Genomic DNA, 17681 nt, shown 5'->3' with positions numbered 1-17681 from the left:
AGAACCTTCATGATCGTGATCAACGCGCGCTTCCTCACCCAGCAGGTCAGTGGTGTGCAGCGCTTCGCCGAACAGATTTCGCTGTCGCTGGCGCGGCTGCGCAGCGACCTCCATTTCGTCGCGCCGCCCGGTGAAATCTTCCGCCCGGACATCGCCAGCCAGCTGAATGTCGAGCAGATCGGCCGTCGCGACGGGCACCTCTGGGAGCAGATCGACCTGCCGCTGTGGCTGTCCCGTCACGGCCGGCCGCTGCTGGTCTCGCTGTGCAGCACGGCGCCGCTGGCCTATTCGAAGCAGGTCGTCACGCACCACGACATCACCTACGTGCGCCACCCGGAAAGCTTCTCCTGGAAGTTCCGCGCGCTGTACCGCCTGATGATCCCGCTGATGCTGCGTCGCTCGCTGGCGCAGGTCACGGTCAGCGAGTTCTCCCGCCAGGAGATCGCCTCGCACTATGGCCTCGATCCCAAGGGCATCCATGTGATCGCAAATGCGGTGTCCGCCGAGTTCTGCACCGGCCTCGAACCGACCCTGCTCGAACGCCCCTATGTCCTGGCGGTGTCCTCGCCGGCGTCGCACAAGAACTTCTCCCGGCTGATCGAAGCATTCCGCCTGCTCGGCGAGCTGGACGTGGAACTGCGCATCGTCGGCGCCGCCAACCGCAGCTTCGTCGATGCGCAACTGCAGCAGAGCGGGCAGGGCGACCGGGTGCGCTGGCTGGGCCGGCTGGATGACGATCAACTGATCGAGCAATACCGCAACGCCGCCGTCTTTGCCTTCCCGTCGCTGTACGAAGGTTTCGGCATTCCGCCGCTGGAGGCGCAGGCCTGCGGCTGCCCGGTGGTGGCGGCCAGCAGTGCCTCGATCCCGGAAGTGCTGGGCAACTCGGTGCTGTACTTCGACCCCCTCGATCCGCCTGGCATTGCCGCCGCCCTGCGCCGCGTGCTGCTCGACCACAAGCTGCGTGCCGACCTGCGCCGCCTGGGGCAGGAGAACGTCCTGCGCTACTCCTGGGACATTTCCGCGCTGCGGCTTTCCAGCCTGATCGACTCCTTTCTGACCGAGCGCTCGGACTACCCGGCGCGCTTCGACGCCAAACAGATCGCCAAGCAAGGAGGCAGATCATGAAGGGCATCATCCTCGCCGGTGGCTCCGGCACCCGCCTGCACCCCATTACCCTGGGTGTGTCCAAGCAATTGCTGCCGATCTACGACAAGCCGATGGTGTACTACCCGCTATCGGTGCTGATGCTCGCCGGCATCGACGACATCCTGTTGATCTGCACGCCCACCGACCTGCCGAACTTCCGCGCCCTGCTGGGTGACGGCGAGCAATTCGGCGTGCGCCTGCAGTACGCCGTGCAGCCCTCGCCGGACGGGCTGGCGCAGGCCTTCCTGATCGGTGCGTCATTCATCGGCGATGACTCGGTGTGCCTGGTGCTGGGCGACAACATCTTCTACGGCCAGGGCTTCACCGAAACCCTGCGCGAGGCAGCCGCGCGTACTCGGGGCGCCACCGTGTTCGGCTACCAGGTGGCGGACCCGGCACGCTTCGGCGTGGTCGAGTTCGACGCCGCGGGCCGCGTGCTTTCCATCGAGGAAAAGCCCCGCATGCCGCGCTCGAACTACGCCGTCACCGGCCTGTATTTCTACGACAACCGGGTGGTGGAGATGGCTCGCCAGATACGCCCTTCGGCCCGTGGCGAGCTGGAAATCACCGACATCAACAACCTCTACCTGGAGCTGGGTGAACTGCACGTCAGCCTGCTGGGTCGCGGGTTCGCCTGGCTGGACACCGGCACCCACGAATCGCTGATGGAGGCAGGTCATTTCGTGCAGACCATCGAGGAACGCCAGGGATTGAAGGTCGCCTGCCTGGAGGAAATCGCCTTCCAGCAGGGCTGGCTCAGCGAGAGCCGGCTGGCCCTGCAGGCCGAGCGCCTGAGCAAGACCGGCTATGGCCGCTACCTGCAGCAACTGCTGCTGGACAAGCGACAGTGAACCCGCACCCGGCGAGCCCGTGGAGGGCTGGCCGGCACTGCGCCCGATAACGGACTGCGATGCAGCGGCGCCAGGAGCGACGCCGGCAGTCGTGAGGTCATCATGCCCAACAAGACGAAAGGAATTCTGCGTGCTCACCAGTCACTCATCTCGCTGGCGCACCGCCTGAGCGACATCCTGGTGATCGTGCTCACCGGGGTCGTGCTGCTCGGCGCTGGCAATGGCGTGCTGGATGCACAGATCTGGGTCTCGGTGCTGCTCTGCGTGATGCTGTTCCATTGGCTCGGCGAGCTGAACCAGCTCTACGGCTCCTGGCGTGGCGAGTCGCTGCTGCGGGAGTCGCTGAGCGTCACCCTGTACTGGTCGCTGGCGTTCTTCGCCGTGCTGCTGCTGGACATCTCGCTGCGCCACGTGGAGCTGGAAGAACCCCGGCGCCTGGGCTGGTTCGCCGCGGCGCTGCTGATCATGGGCGGCTACCGGCTGGCGATCCGCATGCTGCTGCGCGTCGCCCGCCGCCACGGCTTCAACAGCCGCAACGTGGCCATCTACGGCACTGGCGAAGTCGGCGCGCGACTGGCCGAGACCATCCTCGCCGCGCCCTGGATGGGCCTGCGCCTGGTCGGCTTCTACGACGACCGCCCACAGCAGATGGAGCTGGGCGAACGGGTACCGGTAAAAGGCGATCGCCTGGCGCTGATCGAGGCCGCCCGCTCGGGGCAGATCGACAAGGTCTACCTGACCCTGCCGCTGTCGCGCGAGCCGCTGCTCAACGAGCTGATCCGCGAGCTCTCCGACACCACGGTGTCGGTCTACCTGATCCCCGACCTGTTCATGTTCGACCTGCTGCACGCGCGCAGCGAGAGCATCAACGGGCTGGCCACCATCAGCATCTTCGACACGCCCATGGACGGCCCCAACGCCGTGCTCAAGCGCATCGAGGACGTGGTGCTGGCCTCGCTGATCCTGCTGCTGATCGCCGTGCCCATGCTGTTCATCGCGGTGGCCGTGAAGCTCACTTCGCGCGGCCCGGTGCTGTTCCGCCAGACCCGCTACGGCATGGACGGTCGGCCCATCCGCGTCTGGAAGTTCCGCAGCATGACGGTCATGGAGGACGGCGCCGCCGTCACCCAGGCCTCGCGCAACGATTGCCGCATCACCCCGCTGGGCGCCTTCCTGCGGCGCACTTCGCTGGATGAATTGCCACAGTTCTTCAACGTCTTGCTCGGCGACATGTCCGTGGTCGGCCCACGCCCCCACGCCGTGGCGCACAACGAGCAATACCGGCGTCAGGTCAGCCGTTACATGCTGCGTCACAAGGTCAAGCCAGGCATTACCGGCTGGGCCCAGGTGAACGGCTGGCGTGGCGAAACAGACACCCTGGAGAAGATGCAGAAGCGCATCGAGTTCGATCTGGACTACATCGAGAACTGGTCCGTCTGGTGGGACCTGAAGATCGTCTTGCTGACCCTGTTCAAGGGTTTCGTACACCGCAATGCCTATTGAGTTTCCACACAAGCTTCAAGGAAGGATTGCCATGAAAAACCTGCTCGCTTTCAGCTTTGTAGTCGGCAGTCTGGCGCTACAAGGCTGCGTGTTCTCCCCCGGTCAGCACATGACGGATTCCGATATCCAACGCGAGGCACAGAAAGAGGGGATGAACATCACCCTCGTGCCCATCACGCCCCAGGTGCTGCAACGCCAGGAGGCCGCGTTCGCCGCAAAACCCGGTGTGCCCGCAGAATTGCTGAACTACCGCCCGCCGCAGGAGGACTACGTGATCGGCGGTGGCGATGTGCTGCTGGTCACCGTCTGGGACCACCCGGAGCTGACCAGCCCCGGCTCCACCCAGCAGATGGAAGCCAACGGTCGCGTGGTCGGCGCCGACGGCAACATCTTCTTCCCCTATGCCGGCGTGGTGCGCGCGCAAGGGCAGACCCCGGCGCAGTTGCGTGCGAGCCTGGCCCGGCGACTGGCGAACAAGGGTATCGTCGACCCGCAGGTGGACGTCACCGTGTTGCGCTATGCCAGCCAGCACGTGGTGCTTTCCGGGGCCTTCCAGAACGGCGGGCAGGTCGAGTTGAACAACACGCCGACCACCCTGGTGCAGGCAGTCAGCAAGGCGGGGGTGGTCACCGGGGAAGCGGACTTGTCCGGCCTGGTCCTCAAGCGTGATGGCCGCGAGTACGTGCTCGACGTCGACGCCTTGAACCGTTCCGGTTCGACCCTGACCGGCATCTACCTGAAGAACGGCGACCAGATCCACCTGCCCTACAACGACCGCAAGAAAGTCTACGTGGTCGGTGAAGTGGAACGTCCGCAGGTGGTCACCTATCGCACCACCGGTCTGTCCCTGCTGGAAGTGCTCGGCAACGCCGGCGGCCTGGCCCCGGAAACCTCCGACGGCGACTCGGTCTACGTGATCCGTGGCAACCCGGAACCGGTCGCCGGCACCGCGCCGGGGACCTTCCAGGCGCAGGTCTTCCACCTGGAAGCCAAGCGCCCGACCGCCTACGCCCTGGCCAAGGAGTTCGCCATGCAGCCGCAGGACGTGGTGTTCATCGGCCCGGCCAACATCACCCGCTGGAACCGCTTCATCAGCCAGCTGCTGCCATCGGCCAACTTCATCGGCACCAGCGCCGCCGTCGGCGGCAACTGATCGCGACCGCACTCTCCGGCAATGCCCGCGGCGTTGGGAAATTTCCTACCGCTGCGGGCGGATCGCTGGAATCGACTCCGCACCGTGTGGTGGCCATCATCGCCGCCATCGTGTGCAGGGACGCACCACTCCTAGGCGGGCTCCACTCCGCCGCTCTCCTTTGGGACCTTCCCCTAGCACAGGGTCCCGAACCCGCCCGCGTTGCAGCGCTGGCGGGTTTTTTTTTGCCTGGCGTTCGGCAGCTCGGGCCTGGTCCTTACGCCGCTTCCTATTGATCAGCCATTTCACACGAACTAGGTACCTCCTCAGGGAGGCGGCGCCGGGCAGTCGGCGTGCTACCATATATTCCCAAAAGAAATTACATAGTAATAATTAATTCTTTTTTGATTTATAGAGCTTCTTTTATCGTGGCCCCCAGCGTTGCCGTGACAGCGAAAGGGGAATGGCGGTTATCCGCCAGGATGAAGGGGGCTCGTGGCGGTTTTCCGCTGATTTTTCTGAAGGAATTTGCTTGCAGATCGTTCCGAGTGTCGGAAATGGCGGGCGTGTCAGGCAGGTAAGGCCGGTTGGCCTGGGGATTGCCTAGCCACTGACGCATGCCCCGCGCATTGCCACAACAACAAGACACGAGATCCGATCCATGCCATTCCATTCTTCTGCTGCCCTCCCGCCTGCTTGCCTGCGCTCGATCCCCGCATAGGGGAGCGCCGAACACCGCCGAATTACCGCATGCCGAGCGTGCCTGACACGCCATGGCCGCTGCTTGCCGTTCGGTCGGGCTCCGCTGGAGCCAGTGGTCGCCTTGAATGGCCTGCTTTCCAAGATCAATAAAATGGGGAAATTCCAATGAAACGCCGCACTCTCACGCAATCGAGCCTCGCGCTCGCCATCGCTGCCGCAGGCCTCGCCCAATCCGCCGTCGCCGGTGGGTTCATCGAAGACAGCAAGGCCAACCTGACCCTGCGCAACTTCTACATCAACACCGACAACCGCAACGGCACCGCCGAGCCGAGCAAGCAGGAAGAGTGGGGCCAGGGCTTCCTGCTCAACTACACCTCCGGCTTCACCGAAGGCACCGTGGGCTTCGGCGTCGACGCCCTGGGCCTGCTGGGCGTGCGCCTGGACAGCGGCAAGGGCACACATTACAACCCGACCAGCTCGAGTTTTTCCGGTACTGTCTTCCCCACCGATGGTGACGGTCGCGCGGTCGACGATTTCTCCCACCTGGGCGCCACCGGCAAGGTGAAGGTTTCCAGCACCGTGCTGCAGTACGGCACCCTGCTGCCCAAGCTGCCGGTCGTGACCTACAACGACGGTCGCCTGCTGCCGCAGACCTTCGAGGGTGGCCAGGTCACCTCGAACGAGTTCAAGGACCTGACCCTGCTCGGCGGTCAGCTGGAACACATGAAGGGCCGCAGCTCCAGCAACAACGAGGGGCTGTCCATCGCCGGCGCCAACAACGCGCGCACCGGCGAGTTCGTCAACAAGTTCTACTACGGCGGCGCCGACTACAAGCTGACCAAGGACCTGACGCTGCAGTACTACTACGGCAACCTGCAGGACTTCTACAAACAGCACTTCCTCGGCCTGCAGCACAACTGGGCAATCGGCCCGGGCGTGCTCAAGAGCGACCTGCGCTACTTCCACAGCAGCGATGACGGCAAGAACGGCCACGACAAGAACTTCTACACCAGCGGTTACTACGGCAACGGCGTGACCAAGGGTGAAGTCGACAACCGCGCCTGGAGCGGCCTGTTCACCTACACCGTCAGCGGCCACAGCTTCGGCGCCGGCTACCAGCAGCTCAGCGGCGACAGCGACTTCCCGTTCATCAACAACGGCGACGGCGCCACTGCCTACCTGATCACCGACGTGCAGATCGGCAAGTTCCTGCGCGCCGGCGAGCGCACCTGGCAGGTCCGTTACGGCTACGACTTCGCCCAGGCCGGCCTGCCGGGCCTGACCTTCCAGACCCTGTACCTGCACGGCGACAACATCGACACCAAGTATGGCGACAAGAGCGAGTGGGAGCGTGATATCTCCCTGGCCTACGTGATCCCGGATGGCACCTTCAAGGGCCTGGGCTTCACCTGGAAGAACGCTGCGCTGCGCAGCGGCCTGCCGACCACCGGCTCGGGCACCGCGACCCAGCGTGACCAGGACGAGAACCGCCTGATCGTCAGCTACACCATCCCGCTGCTGTAACCTTCCGCGGGCTGAACAAGAGCCGCCGTCCTCGTCAGAGGCGGCGGCTTTTTCGTAAGTGGCCGGCGCGGCCTGCGGTCGGTGAAAAAACCTTGCCCCAATCGGTGTTCGGCTACCCGGCTTCGGATGTTTCTCCTTCATTTCAATCGCGACGTGTGAGCCGCTGATTTTTCCGACGTGAGCCTGGTCAAGGATCGCGCAACAGGTGCCGCCCCTGGCGGCTATTTCCTTCGTGCCGACGGACCTTCTCTTATCGTGGCGACGGTCGCGCGGACCCGGGGAAAGGCGTTGAGCACGCCCTCCGGTGATGGGGCGACGCAGCGGATGCTGCCCGGCGCGTGCCTCGATGATGCAGTGCGGTGGGCCATCAGCGGAGCGGCAAGGCGGCGCAGACCGCCTATCCGGACTCCCGGGCTGGCGTCGTTTTCCGTCCTCTCCCCTCCGTCGTGATCAGGACTGCCGTCATCGCACCGAGCACTGCGCCCGTTGCCGATGGCGCGCTCACGAAGATGTGATGGGGAACCGTAATGCATTACCGCACACTCAAGCTTTCGACTCTGGCCGCGGCGATTGCCGCCACGGGTATCGCCCAGGCCGCTTTGGCCGATGGCTTCATCGAAGACAGCAAGGCCAGCCTCGGCCTGCGCAACTTCTACATCAATCAGGACAACCGCAACGGCTCCGCCGCGCCGAGCAAGCAGGAGGAGTGGGGGCAGGGCTTCCTGCTCAACTACGCCTCAGGTTTCACCCAGGGCACGGTGGGTTTCGGTGTCGATGCGCTCGGTCTGCTGGGCGTGAAACTCGATAGCGGCAAGGGCAAGCAGTACAACCCGGACAGCAGCAACCTGGGCGGCATCGTCTTCCCCACCGACAGCGATGGTCGTGCGGTGGATGACTTCGCCAGCCTGGGGCTGACCGCCAAGGCCAAGGTTTCGCAGACCGAACTGCGCTATGGCACCCTGCAGCCCAAGCTGCCGGTGGTGACCTACAACGACGGTCGCCTGTTGCCGCAGACCTTCAGCGGTGGGCAGGTTACATCCAGCGAGTTCAAGGACCTGACCTTCGTTGCCGGCCAGCTGGAGCACATGAAAGGTCGTAACTCGAGCAACTCCGACCAGGGGCTGTCGATTGCCGGGGCGAACGCCGGTGGCAAGTCGCAATTCGCCCAGTACAGCAACAAGTTCTACTACGGCGGCGCGGACTACCGGATCAACGAAGACACCACCGTCCAGTACTACTACGGCAACCTGAAGGATTTCTACAAGCAGCACTTCCTCGGCCTGCAGCACAACTGGGATGTCGGTGTCGGCACACTGAAGAGCGACCTGCGCTACTTCCACAGCAGCAGCGATGGCAAGAACGGCAGCCATGATCCGTTTTATTCCACCACCGGCTACTACGGTAGCGGTGTGACCCGTGGCGAGGTGGACAACCAGGCCTTCAGCGGCCTGTTCACCTACAACCTGCAGGGCCACAGTTTCGGTATCGGGCACCAGAGCCTCTCCGGCGACAGCGACTTCCCGTTCATCAACGACGGCGATGGTGCTTCGTCCTACCTGATCACCGATTCGCAGATCGGCAAGTTCCAGCATGCCGGCGAGCGGACCTGGCTGGCGCGCTACGGCTATGATTTCGCCGCCCTGGGTGTGCCCGGCCTGAACTTCCAGACCGTCTACCTGCGTGGCGACAGTATCGACACCGCCTACGGCAAGCAGACGGAGTGGGAGCGCGATATCAGCCTGGGCTACACCATCCAGGACGGCCCGCTGAAGAACCTGGGCGTGGCCTGGAAGAACGCTTCGCTGCGCAGCGGCTTGCCGGCGGCCAGCACGCCGGGCTCCGCCAGCCAACGTGACCAGGATGAGAACCGCCTGATCGTCAGCTACAGCATTCCGCTGCTGTAACGCTGCGACTTCTGTAGGAGCGAGCCGCGCCCGCGATCCGTGAGCAGGGCTCACGGATCGCTGGTATCAGAGGGGCGCGGACTTTGTCCGCGGTCACGGGCGTGGCCCGCTCCTGCAGGTTTCGGGCAATGAAAAAGGCCGTCGTTCCGGTGGGAGCGACGGCCTTTTTGTCTGCAGCGGATCAGCGCTTCTGCGGCGCCGGTTGCTGCTGGGTGATGCAGTGGATATTGCCGCCGCCCAGCAGGATCTCGCGGCCCGGCACCATGACGATCTCGTGCTCGGGGAAGATGCGCTTCAGGGTGGCTTCGGCCTCGGCGTCCGCCGGGTCGTCGAAGCGCGGGGCGATGATGCCGCCGTTGACGATCAGGAAGTTGACGTAGGAGCCGGCCAGGCGGATCGACGGATCGCGCGGCTGGGTGCCGATTACCAGGTCGATGCCTTCGCACTCGGCTTCGGTCGCGTGGATCGGGCCGGGGATGATGATCTTGTGCACGGTCAGTTGGCGGCCCTTGGCGTCACGGGCAGATTCCAGCACGCGCATGGCGGCCTGGCAGCGCTCGTAGTTCGGGTCGTTCTGGTCTTCGGTCCAGGCCAGCAGCACTTCGCCGGGGCGCACGTAGCAGCAGAAGTTGTCGACGTGGCCGTCGGTCTCGTCGTTGAACAGGCCGTCCGGCAGCCAGATCACGGTATCGATGGCCAGGTGCTCGCGCAGCACGGCCTCGATCTCTTCGCGGCTCATGTGCGGGTTGCGGTTGTGGTTGAGCAGGCACTCCTCGGTGGTGATCAGGGTGCCTTCGCCGTCGACGTGGATGGAGCCGCCTTCCAGCACGAAGCCTTCGGTGCGGTAGCCGTCGCAGCGCTCGATGCCGAGGATCTTGCTCGCCACCTGGTCGTCGCGGTGCCACGGGAAGTACAGGCCGCCTTCCAGGCCGCCCCAGGCGTTGAAGGTCCAGTCCACGCCGCGCACGTCGCCCTGGTCGTTGGTGACGAAGGTCGGGCCGGTGTCGCGTACCCAGGCGTCGTCGTTGCTGATTTCCACCACGCGGATGTTGGCCGCGTCCGCCAGCTGCGCGCGGGCGTTCTCGTACTGGCCGGCGGAGACGCCGATGGTCACCGGCTCGAAGCGGGCGATGGCGCGGGCTACGGCGCTGAAGGCGGCCTGCGCGGGCTTGCCGCCCAGGCGCCAGTTGTCCGGACGCTCGGGCCAGACCATCCAGGTCTGGGTCTGGGGTTCCCATTCCGCCGGCATGCGGAAGCCATCGGCGCGGGGAGTGCTGGTCAGCGTGGTCATGGGGCGGTCCTTGGTCAGTGCTTCGTGGAAGGGGCGAGCCGATAGCCATCGAGGGGTATCGCTGCGCTCCGCCCATCCTGCGGAGGGGGTTGTGTCATTCGGGAGATCGTCGCCGGTAGCGCCACAAGAGCGGTCCAGTATAGGCCGCCAGTCACTGCCTCGCGTCAGGCGTCTCCCAGGGTGGGAGAATTTATATCCGATAAAAATCGGTTTATGAAGAGCTGTTAAGGAATAATTCGGCCGTTTATCCAGATTTTTATCGGATAAAAATCGATTATTTCAGCGGCGAGGGCCGCTTCGGCAGGCAGGGTGGCAGGTACAGCGACAGGTAGGCATCGATCACCCGCATGCCTTCTTCGGCCAGGCGCCCGGTGATCTGCCCATGGCGCTGCACGGAGAGGGCGTAGACGCGGTCGCCCAGCTCGATGGCCAGGCTGAAGACCTCGATGTCCTGCGGTAGCGGCGGCAGCTCGAAGTGGCGTTCGAACAGTTCGCGCATGGCCTGGCCGAGTTGCACGTCGTGCTGGCTGTCGGCCTGGGTGACTTCGGCGAGGCCGTGGCTGGCGAGGATCAGCTGGCGCGCAGCGGCGTCTTCGGCGTAAACGGCCAGGGTGCGCTGCTCGACCAGTCGTGCGAGGTCGCGCCAGTCGCGCAGGGCGGCGTGGTCGACGGGCTGTTCCAGGCAGGCTCGGAAGGCGGCGTGGACGTCGCTGGTCAGCCCTTGCAGCAGGGCCGGCACGCTGGGGAAGAAGTGGTAGACGGAGGAGGGCGGGATGTCCGCGCGCTCGGCTACCGCGTAGATCGACAGCCCCGCCGCGCCACTCTCGGCCAGCAGGGCGCGGGCAGCCTCGAGGATCACGGCGATGCGTGCCTGGCTGCTGGCGCGGGGCTTGCGAGTGGGAGAGGGAGCGGGCATGACGACCTCCGGAGCTGGGCGGCTATTGGACGCCAGCTCCGGGGTGCTCGGCAAGTCAGCTGCCGCCGTCGCGCAGCTTGGCCCAGACGTCGGTGATCACCGGGGCAGTCTTCTCCGGCGCGGTTTCCAGGGCGAACAGGCGACGCTTGGTCTCCTGGTCCGGGTACAGGCCCGGCTGGTCGCGCAGGGCGGCGTCGAGGAACTGCGCGGAGTCCTTGTTGCCGTTGGGGTAGAGGGTGGCGGCAGTGATCTGCGCGGCGACCTTGGGCTGCATCAGGTAGTCGATGAACTTGAGCGCCAGGTCCGGGTGCTCGGATGCGCTGGGGATCACCAGGTTGTCGATGAACAGCACCGAGCCTTCCTGCGGCACCACGAAGCGCACCGGCTGGCCGGCGTTGGCCGCGCCCAGGGCGTCGCCGACCCAGGCCATGGCGACGCACAGCTTGCCGGCGTTGAGGTCCTGGATGTAGCGCTCGCTGTCGATGTAGCGCAGGTTCGGGCGCAGCTGCGCAAGTACCTCGCCGGCGCGGCGAATCTGTGACGGCGCACTGCGGGCAAAGTTGCGGCCCTGGTAGTTCATCAGCACCGAGAAGGCTTCATCCGGCGCGTCCAGCAGGCTCATGCCGCAGGCCTTCAGGCGCTGGCTCTGCTGCGGGTCGAACAGGATGCTCCAGCTGTCGGGCAGCTTGCCGCCGTAGGCCTTCTCCGCTTCGGGTTCGTTGATCGCCAGGCCCACGGCGCCCCACAGGTAGGGCACGGCGTGCTGGTTGTTGGGGTCGACGGCGGCCAGCTTGCTCAGTAGCTGGGTGTCGAGGTGGCTGCGGTTGGGCAGCTTGCTGAAGTCCAGCGCCTGGATGCGTTTGTCGCGGATCAGCGCCGGCAGGTCGTTGTGCGAGGGCACCGCGACGTCGAATTTCTCGCCGCTCTCCAGGGCCTTCTTGACCTCTTCGGCGGTGCTGTAGGTCGTGTACTCGACCCGGATGCCGGTGTCCTTCTCGAAGTCCTTGAGCACTTCGGGGGCGATGTAGTCGTTCCAGTTGTAGACGCGGATGACCTGGTCGGCCCAGGCGGACAGCGGGCACAACAGCATCAGAATCAAGGCGTACAGGCGTGGCATTGGCGATCTCCCTGAATGAACCACGTAATCAGCGGATGCGGCATTCATTCGCCGCTCGATAGCGCGACAGCAAAGACACGACAGACGCGATGCACGCCCGGACAGGCGGATGGAGACATCGCGGGCAGGAAGGAACGACGGATGTGACTCGCTGCGGCGCCCCTCCTCGCCGTTGCGATGTCGCAGTTCCCCGGGTGTGCCAGAGGCACAAGGAAACGCCGGCACGAGGGCCGGCGTTTCGTTTACCACTTATACGGTGTGCAAGTACCAGTTGTACTCGAGGTCGGAGATCGAATACTCGAACTCCTGCATCTCATGCTCCTTGCACGCGACGAAGATGTCGATGTACTCGGGGCTGATGTACTTGTTCATCACGTCGCTGTCGTCCAGCTCGCGCAGGGCATCGCGCAGGTTGTTCGGCAGGCTCTGTTCCAGCTGCTCGTAGGCGTTGCCTTCGATCGGCGCGCCCGGCTCGACCTTGTTGGTCAGGCCGTGGTGGACGCCGGCCAGTACCGCCGAGAGCAGCAGGTACGGGTTGGCGTCGGCACCGGCGACGCGGTGCTCCAGGCGCACCGCTTCCGGCGCTCCGGTCGGCACGCGCAGGGCGACGGTACGGTTGTCCAGGCCCCAGCTCGGTGCGTTCGGCACGAAGAAGGCCGAACCGAAACGGCGGTACGAGTTGACGTTCGGGCAAAGGAACGCCATCGACGCCGGCAGGGTCTCGAGCACACCGCCGATCGCGTGGCGCAACGCGGCGTTCTGCTCGGGATCCTCGCTGGTGAAGATGTTCTTGCCGTCCTTGTCGAGCAGCGATACGTGGACGTGCAGACCGTTGCCTGCCTGACCCGGGTAGGGCTTGGCCATGAAGGTCGAGTCCATCTCGTGGTCGTAGGCGACGTTCTTGATCAGGCGCTTGAGCAGGACTGCGTAGTCGCAGGCCTTCAGGGCGTCGTCAACGTGGTGCATGTTGACTTCGAACTGGGCCGGGGCGCTTTCCTTGACGATGGCGTCGGCCGGAATGCCCTGGGCGCGTGCGCCGTCGATGATGTCCTGCAGGCAGTCGGCGTACTCGTCGAGGTCGTCGATGGAGTAGACCTGGACCGATTGCGGACGCTTGCCGGAGATCGGCGAGCGCGGCGGCTGCGGACGGCCGTTCACGTTCTCCTGGTCGATCAGGTAGAACTCGAGCTCGAAGGCCGCGACGATGGTCAGGCCGATGTCGGTGAACTTCTGTACGACCTGACGCAGCACTTCACGCGGGTCGGCGAAGAACGGCGTGCGTTCTTCCATCTCGTGCATGGTCATCAGCAGCTGCGCGGTCGGGCGCTTCTGCCAGGGTTCCATGGAGAGGGTGTTGGGGATTGGGAAACAGACGCGATCCGCGTCGCCAATGTCCAGGCCGAGGCCGGTGCTTTCTACGGTGGAGCCGGTAATGTCGAGAGCGAAGAGAGAGGCGGGGAGGTTGATGCCCTTCTCATAGACTTTGGGCAGGTTGGTGCGTTCGATGCGCTTGCCGCGGACCACACCATTCATGTCTGCAATAAGGAGGTCGACGAATTGGACCTCGGGGTGTTCCTTCAGGAACTCACTCGCTTCTTCGAGCGACACGGCACTCTGGGGTACCGACATGATGTAACACCTTTATTGTTAAAAATTTCAATCATTCGAAAGCTGAGGTGTGAGTCAATCCGAATTGGCAAGGGTTGTCAATGTTGCACCAAAGTGGGGCGCACCTGTCGTGATGGGCCGTTTTTGGGGCGTTTCAAGCCGCTTTTGATGAGCGGAGAGCCTTTGGTGGCGGGCTGTTCAGTGGGGCGTGTTTGATTTTTTACATGGCTATTGTGTAAAAAAATGAACAAGGCTAAGCTCGGCCTCAAGCCCATAACACTTACAAACACGGGTGTCCCATGTCTCGCCTGCCGTTAATCGGCGTGTCCGCCTGCATCAAGCAGATCGCATCCAAACCCTACCATGTTGCTGGCGACAAATACCTCAGAGCGCTGATCTCCGGGGCCTCGGGCATTCCTTTGATCATTCCCTCCCTGGGCGATGCCATCGACCAGGAAGACATGTTGGCCGCGTTCGACGGCCTGCTCTTCACAGGCTCGGCGTCGAACGTCGAACCCCATCATTATAGTGGCTCCGCCAGCATTGCAGGCACCCCTCATGATCCCGAGCGCGACAGTACGACGCTGCCGCTGATTCGCCGCGCCGTCGCGGCCGGGATTCCGGTGCTGGGCATCTGCCGCGGCTTCCAGGAAATGAACGTCGCCTTTGGCGGTTCGCTGCACCAGAAAGTGCACGAAGTCGAAGGCTTGATGGACCACCGCGAACCCGCGGGTGAGCCGATCGAAATCCAATATGGTCTGCGGCACGTCGTCGACGTGCAGCCGGGCGGCGTTTTCGCCGGTATCGGGCTACCCTCGCAGTTCCAGGTCAACTCTATTCACGGCCAGGGCGTTGATCGTCTGGCGCCCGGCCTTCGTGTAGAAGCTCTGGCGCCTGACGGGTTGGTTGAAGCCTTCTCCGTCGAAGGTGCGGCCTTTGCCGTCGGGGTGCAGTGGCACCCGGAGTGGCAGGTCGAAACGAACCCCAACTATCTCGCTATCTTCCAGGCATTCGGCAAAGCCTGCAGCAAGAGGGCGGGGAACCGCTGAGTCCGGCGTTGGGGCCGGGCTCTCAAACCCTGAGGTCTTTATGACTAGCAAGTTAGACCAGCTCAGTGGCTGGTTGAAAGAACGCAAGATCACCGAAGTGGAATGCATGATCGCCGACCTGACCGGGATTGCCCGGGGCAAGATCGCGCCGACCGCGAAATTCCTCAACGAGAAGGGCATGCGCCTGCCGGAGAGCGTTCTCCTGCAGACCGTGACCGGTGATTACGTCGAAGACGACATCTATTACGACCTGCTGGACCCGGCCGACATCGATATGGTCTGCCGCCCGGACGAGAATGCCGTGTTCCTCGTCCCCTGGGCCATCGAGCCGACTGCGATGGTCATCCACGACACCTACGACAAGCTGGGCAACCCCATCGAGCTGTCGCCGCGCAACGTGCTCAAGCGCGTTCTCCAGCTGTACGCCGACAAGGGCTGGAAACCGATCGTGGCGCCGGAGATGGAGTTCTACCTGACCAAGCGCAGCGACGACCCCGACTACCCGCTGCAGGCTCCGATCGGCCGTTCCGGTCGCCAGGAGACCGGTCGCCAGTCCTTCTCCATCGACGCGGCGAACGAATTCGACCCGCTGTTCGAGGACATGTACGACTGGTGCGAACTGCAGGGCCTGGATCTGGACACCCTGATCCATGAAGAAGGCACCGCGCAGATGGAGATCAACTTCCGTCACGGCGATGCCCTGGACCTGGCCGACCAGATCGTGGTGTTCAAGCGCACCATGCGCGAGGCCGCCCTCAAGCACAACGTCGCCGCCACCTTCATGGCCAAGCCGATGACCGGCGAGCCGGGCAGTGCCATGCACCTGCACCAGAGCATCGTCGACCTCAAGACCGGCAAGAACATCTTCTCCAACGCCGACGGCAGCATGAGCGAGCTGTTCCTGCACCACATCGGCGGTCTGCAGAAGCTGATCCCCGAGGCGTTGCCGCTGTTCGCGCCGAACGTCAACTCGTTCCGCCGCTTCCTGCCCGATACCTCGGCGCCAGTGAACGTGGAGTGGGGCGAGGAGAACCGTACCGTGGGCCTGCGCGTACCGGATTCCACCCCGGACAACCGCCGCGTGGAGAACCGCCTGGCCGGCGCCGACGCCAACCCTTACCTGGCCCTGGCGGCCAGCCTGCTGTGCGGCTACATCGGCATGGTCGAAGGCCTCAAACCCAGTGCCCAGGTCAAAGGCCGTGGCTACGAACGGCGTAACCTGCGCCTGCCGCTGACCATCGAAGCCGCCCTGGAGTGCATGGAAGGCAGCAAGACCCTGGAGAAATACCTGGGTGACAAGTTCATTCGGGGCTACGTCGCGGTGAAGCGCGCCGAGCACGAGAACTTCAAGCGAGTAATCAGTTCCTGGGAGCGTGAGTTCCTTCTGCTTTCTGTCTGATCGGCGTGGGGTCCGGCGCGTGGCCGGGCCCCGTGTTTCTTAGAGAAGAGGTTTTATCAAGATGACTAACCAGACCAGCGCCAACACCCAACACTGGCAGGCGCTCAGCCGCGATCACCACTTGGCTCCGTTCACCGACTACAAGCAGCTGAACGAGAAGGGTGCGCGCATCATCACCAAGGCCGAAGGCGTATACCTGTGGGACAGCGAGGGCAACAAGATCCTCGACGGCATGGCTGGCCTGTGGTGCGTGAACGTCGGCTACGGTCGCAAGGAGCTTGCTGAAGTCGCCTACAAGCAGATGCAGGAACTGCCCTACTACAACCTGTTCTTCCAGACCGCCCACCCGCCGGTGCTGGAGCTGTCCAAGGCTATCGCCGACATCGCCCCCGAAGGCATGAACCACGTGTTCTTCACCGGCTCGGGCTCGGAGTCCAACGACACTGTGCTGCGCATGGTTCGCCACTACTGGACCATCAAGGGTCAGCCGCAGAAGAAAGTGGTCATCGGTCGCTGGAACGGCTACCACGGCTCCACCGTCGCCGGCGTCAGCCTGGGCGGCATGAAGGCGCTGCACGAGCAGGGTGACCTGCCGATCCCCGGCATCGAGCACATTGCCCAGCCGTACTGGTTCGGCGAAGGCGGCGACATGGACCCGGAAGAGTTCGGCGTCTGGGCGGCCGAGCAGCTGGAGAAGAAGATTCTCGAAGTCGGCGAAGACAAGGTCGCCGCTTTCATCGCCGAGCCCCTGCAGGGCGCGGGCGGCGTGATCATTCCGCCGAAGACCTACTGGCCGAAGATCCGCGAGATCCTCGCCAAGTACGACATCCTGTTCATCGCCGACGAAGTCATCTGCGGCTTCGGCCGTACCGGCGAATGGTTCGGCAGCCAGTACTTCGGCAACGCCCCGGACCTGATGCCGATCGCCAAGGGCCTGACCTCCGGCTACATCCCCATGGGCGGCGTGATCGTTCGCGACGAGATCGTCCATACCCTGAATGAGGGTGGGGAGTTCTACCACGGCTTCACTTACTCTGGTCACCCGGTAGCCGCTGCGGTGGCGCTGGAGAACATCCGCATCCTGCGGGAAGAGAAGATCGTCGAGCGTGTGAAGAACGAAACGGCACCGTATTTGCAACAGCGCTGGCAAGAGCTGGCCGACCATCCCCTGGTAGGCGAAGCCCGCGGGGTAGGCCTGGTGGCAGCACTGGAGCTGGTGAAGAACAAGAAGACCCGCGAGCGCTTCGAAGGCAAGGGTGTCGGGATGCTGTGCCGCGAGCACTGCTTCCGCAACGGTCTGATCATGCGCGCGGTGGGAGACACTATGATTATCTCGCCGCCGCTGGTGATCGAGAAATCGCAGATCGATGACCTGATCACCCTGGCGCGCAAGTGCCTCGATCAAACCGCCGCAGCCGTTCTGTCTTGAGTCTTTCACCGGACCTTTGACAGACTGCGCCTGTGCGTTGGCCAGGCTCACCGGGTGGTGACGGAAGGAGATGTCCACGCCACCCGGAACATCAAAAAAACAAACGG

Annotated in this window: 13 protein-coding genes; 9 read left to right on the top strand and 4 right to left on the bottom strand. The window is 64.0% G+C overall.

The window, feature by feature from the left end; genetic code table 11:
- Window positions 1–9 precede the first annotated feature (9 nt).
- The 6 genes from IB261_RS28670 to IB261_RS28645 all read left to right on the top strand — a co-directional run bounded on the left by IB261_RS28670 (window position 10) and on the right by IB261_RS28645 (window position 8765).
- Complete coding sequence (locus tag IB261_RS28670; protein ID WP_192383621.1) at window positions 10–1128, top strand: glycosyltransferase family 4 protein; 1119 nt, start codon at window positions 10–12, stop codon at window positions 1126–1128.
- Window positions 1125–2000, top strand: a complete 876-nt coding sequence (gene rfbA / locus IB261_RS28665; RefSeq protein ID WP_081515229.1) for a glucose-1-phosphate thymidylyltransferase RfbA — start codon at window positions 1125–1127, stop codon at window positions 1998–2000. Before IB261_RS28670 ends, rfbA begins: the two co-directional genes overlap by 4 nt.
- Before the next feature lie 102 nt (window positions 2001–2102).
- Window positions 2103–3503, top strand: coding sequence for an undecaprenyl-phosphate glucose phosphotransferase (locus IB261_RS28660; protein WP_081515230.1), 1401 nt, complete (start codon window positions 2103–2105; stop codon window positions 3501–3503).
- Between the two features lie 31 nt (window positions 3504–3534).
- The gene (locus tag IB261_RS28655) at window positions 3535–4656 is read left to right on the top strand and encodes a polysaccharide biosynthesis/export family protein (protein ID WP_192383622.1); all 1122 of its coding nucleotides are present in this window, start codon (window positions 3535–3537) and stop codon (window positions 4654–4656) included.
- A gap of 846 nt (window positions 4657–5502) precedes the next feature.
- Window positions 5503–6861: an OprD family porin gene (locus IB261_RS28650; protein WP_045215520.1), complete on the top strand. Its 1359-nt coding sequence runs from the start codon at window positions 5503–5505 to the stop codon at window positions 6859–6861.
- 527 nt (window positions 6862–7388) lie between these two features.
- On the top strand, window positions 7389–8765 hold the full coding sequence (locus tag IB261_RS28645) for an OprD family porin (protein ID WP_081515233.1): 1377 nt from the start codon (window positions 7389–7391) through the stop codon (window positions 8763–8765).
- 181 nt (window positions 8766–8946) lie between these two features.
- Here the strand turns inward: IB261_RS28645 and aguA are convergent, their stop codons facing one another.
- From aguA to IB261_RS28625, 4 genes are all read right to left on the bottom strand, one after another.
- Window positions 8947–10056, bottom strand: a complete 1110-nt coding sequence (aguA, locus tag IB261_RS28640) for an agmatine deiminase (protein WP_192383623.1) — start codon at window positions 10054–10056, stop codon at window positions 8947–8949.
- Between the two features lie 274 nt (window positions 10057–10330).
- Entirely contained in the window at window positions 10331–10972 is a 642-nt protein-coding gene (locus tag IB261_RS28635; protein WP_081515235.1) for a TetR/AcrR family transcriptional regulator, read from the bottom strand.
- Window positions 10973–11027: 55 nt separating this feature from the next.
- On the bottom strand, window positions 11028–12089 hold the full coding sequence (locus IB261_RS28630) for a polyamine ABC transporter substrate-binding protein (protein ID WP_081515236.1): 1062 nt from the start codon (window positions 12087–12089) through the stop codon (window positions 11028–11030).
- A 249-nt stretch (window positions 12090–12338) separates the two neighbouring features.
- On the bottom strand, window positions 12339–13718 hold the full coding sequence (locus IB261_RS28625; protein WP_024762139.1) for a glutamine synthetase family protein: 1380 nt from the start codon (window positions 13716–13718) through the stop codon (window positions 12339–12341).
- Window positions 13719–13996: 278 nt separating this feature from the next.
- Between IB261_RS28625 and IB261_RS28620 the strand changes: the two genes are divergently transcribed.
- The 3 genes from IB261_RS28620 to IB261_RS28610 all read left to right on the top strand — a co-directional run bounded on the left by IB261_RS28620 (window position 13997) and on the right by IB261_RS28610 (window position 17574).
- Window positions 13997–14746, top strand: a complete 750-nt coding sequence (locus tag IB261_RS28620) for a gamma-glutamyl-gamma-aminobutyrate hydrolase family protein (RefSeq protein WP_081515237.1) — start codon at window positions 13997–13999, stop codon at window positions 14744–14746.
- Window positions 14747–14786: 40 nt separating this feature from the next.
- On the top strand, window positions 14787–16145 hold the full coding sequence (locus IB261_RS28615) for a glutamine synthetase family protein (RefSeq protein ID WP_081515238.1): 1359 nt from the start codon (window positions 14787–14789) through the stop codon (window positions 16143–16145).
- Between the two features lie 61 nt (window positions 16146–16206).
- Window positions 16207–17574 (top strand): aspartate aminotransferase family protein, encoded by a 1368-nt coding sequence (locus IB261_RS28610; protein ID WP_045215532.1) that lies wholly within the window; start codon window positions 16207–16209, stop codon window positions 17572–17574.
- Window positions 17575–17681 lie beyond the last annotated feature (107 nt).

Source organism: Pseudomonas sp. PDM20, from assembly GCF_014852575.3.
Taxonomy (GTDB): domain Bacteria; phylum Pseudomonadota; class Gammaproteobacteria; order Pseudomonadales; family Pseudomonadaceae; genus Pseudomonas.
Note: the sequence above shows the minus strand (reverse complement) of the source record. Positions and strands in the feature narration are given on the sequence as shown.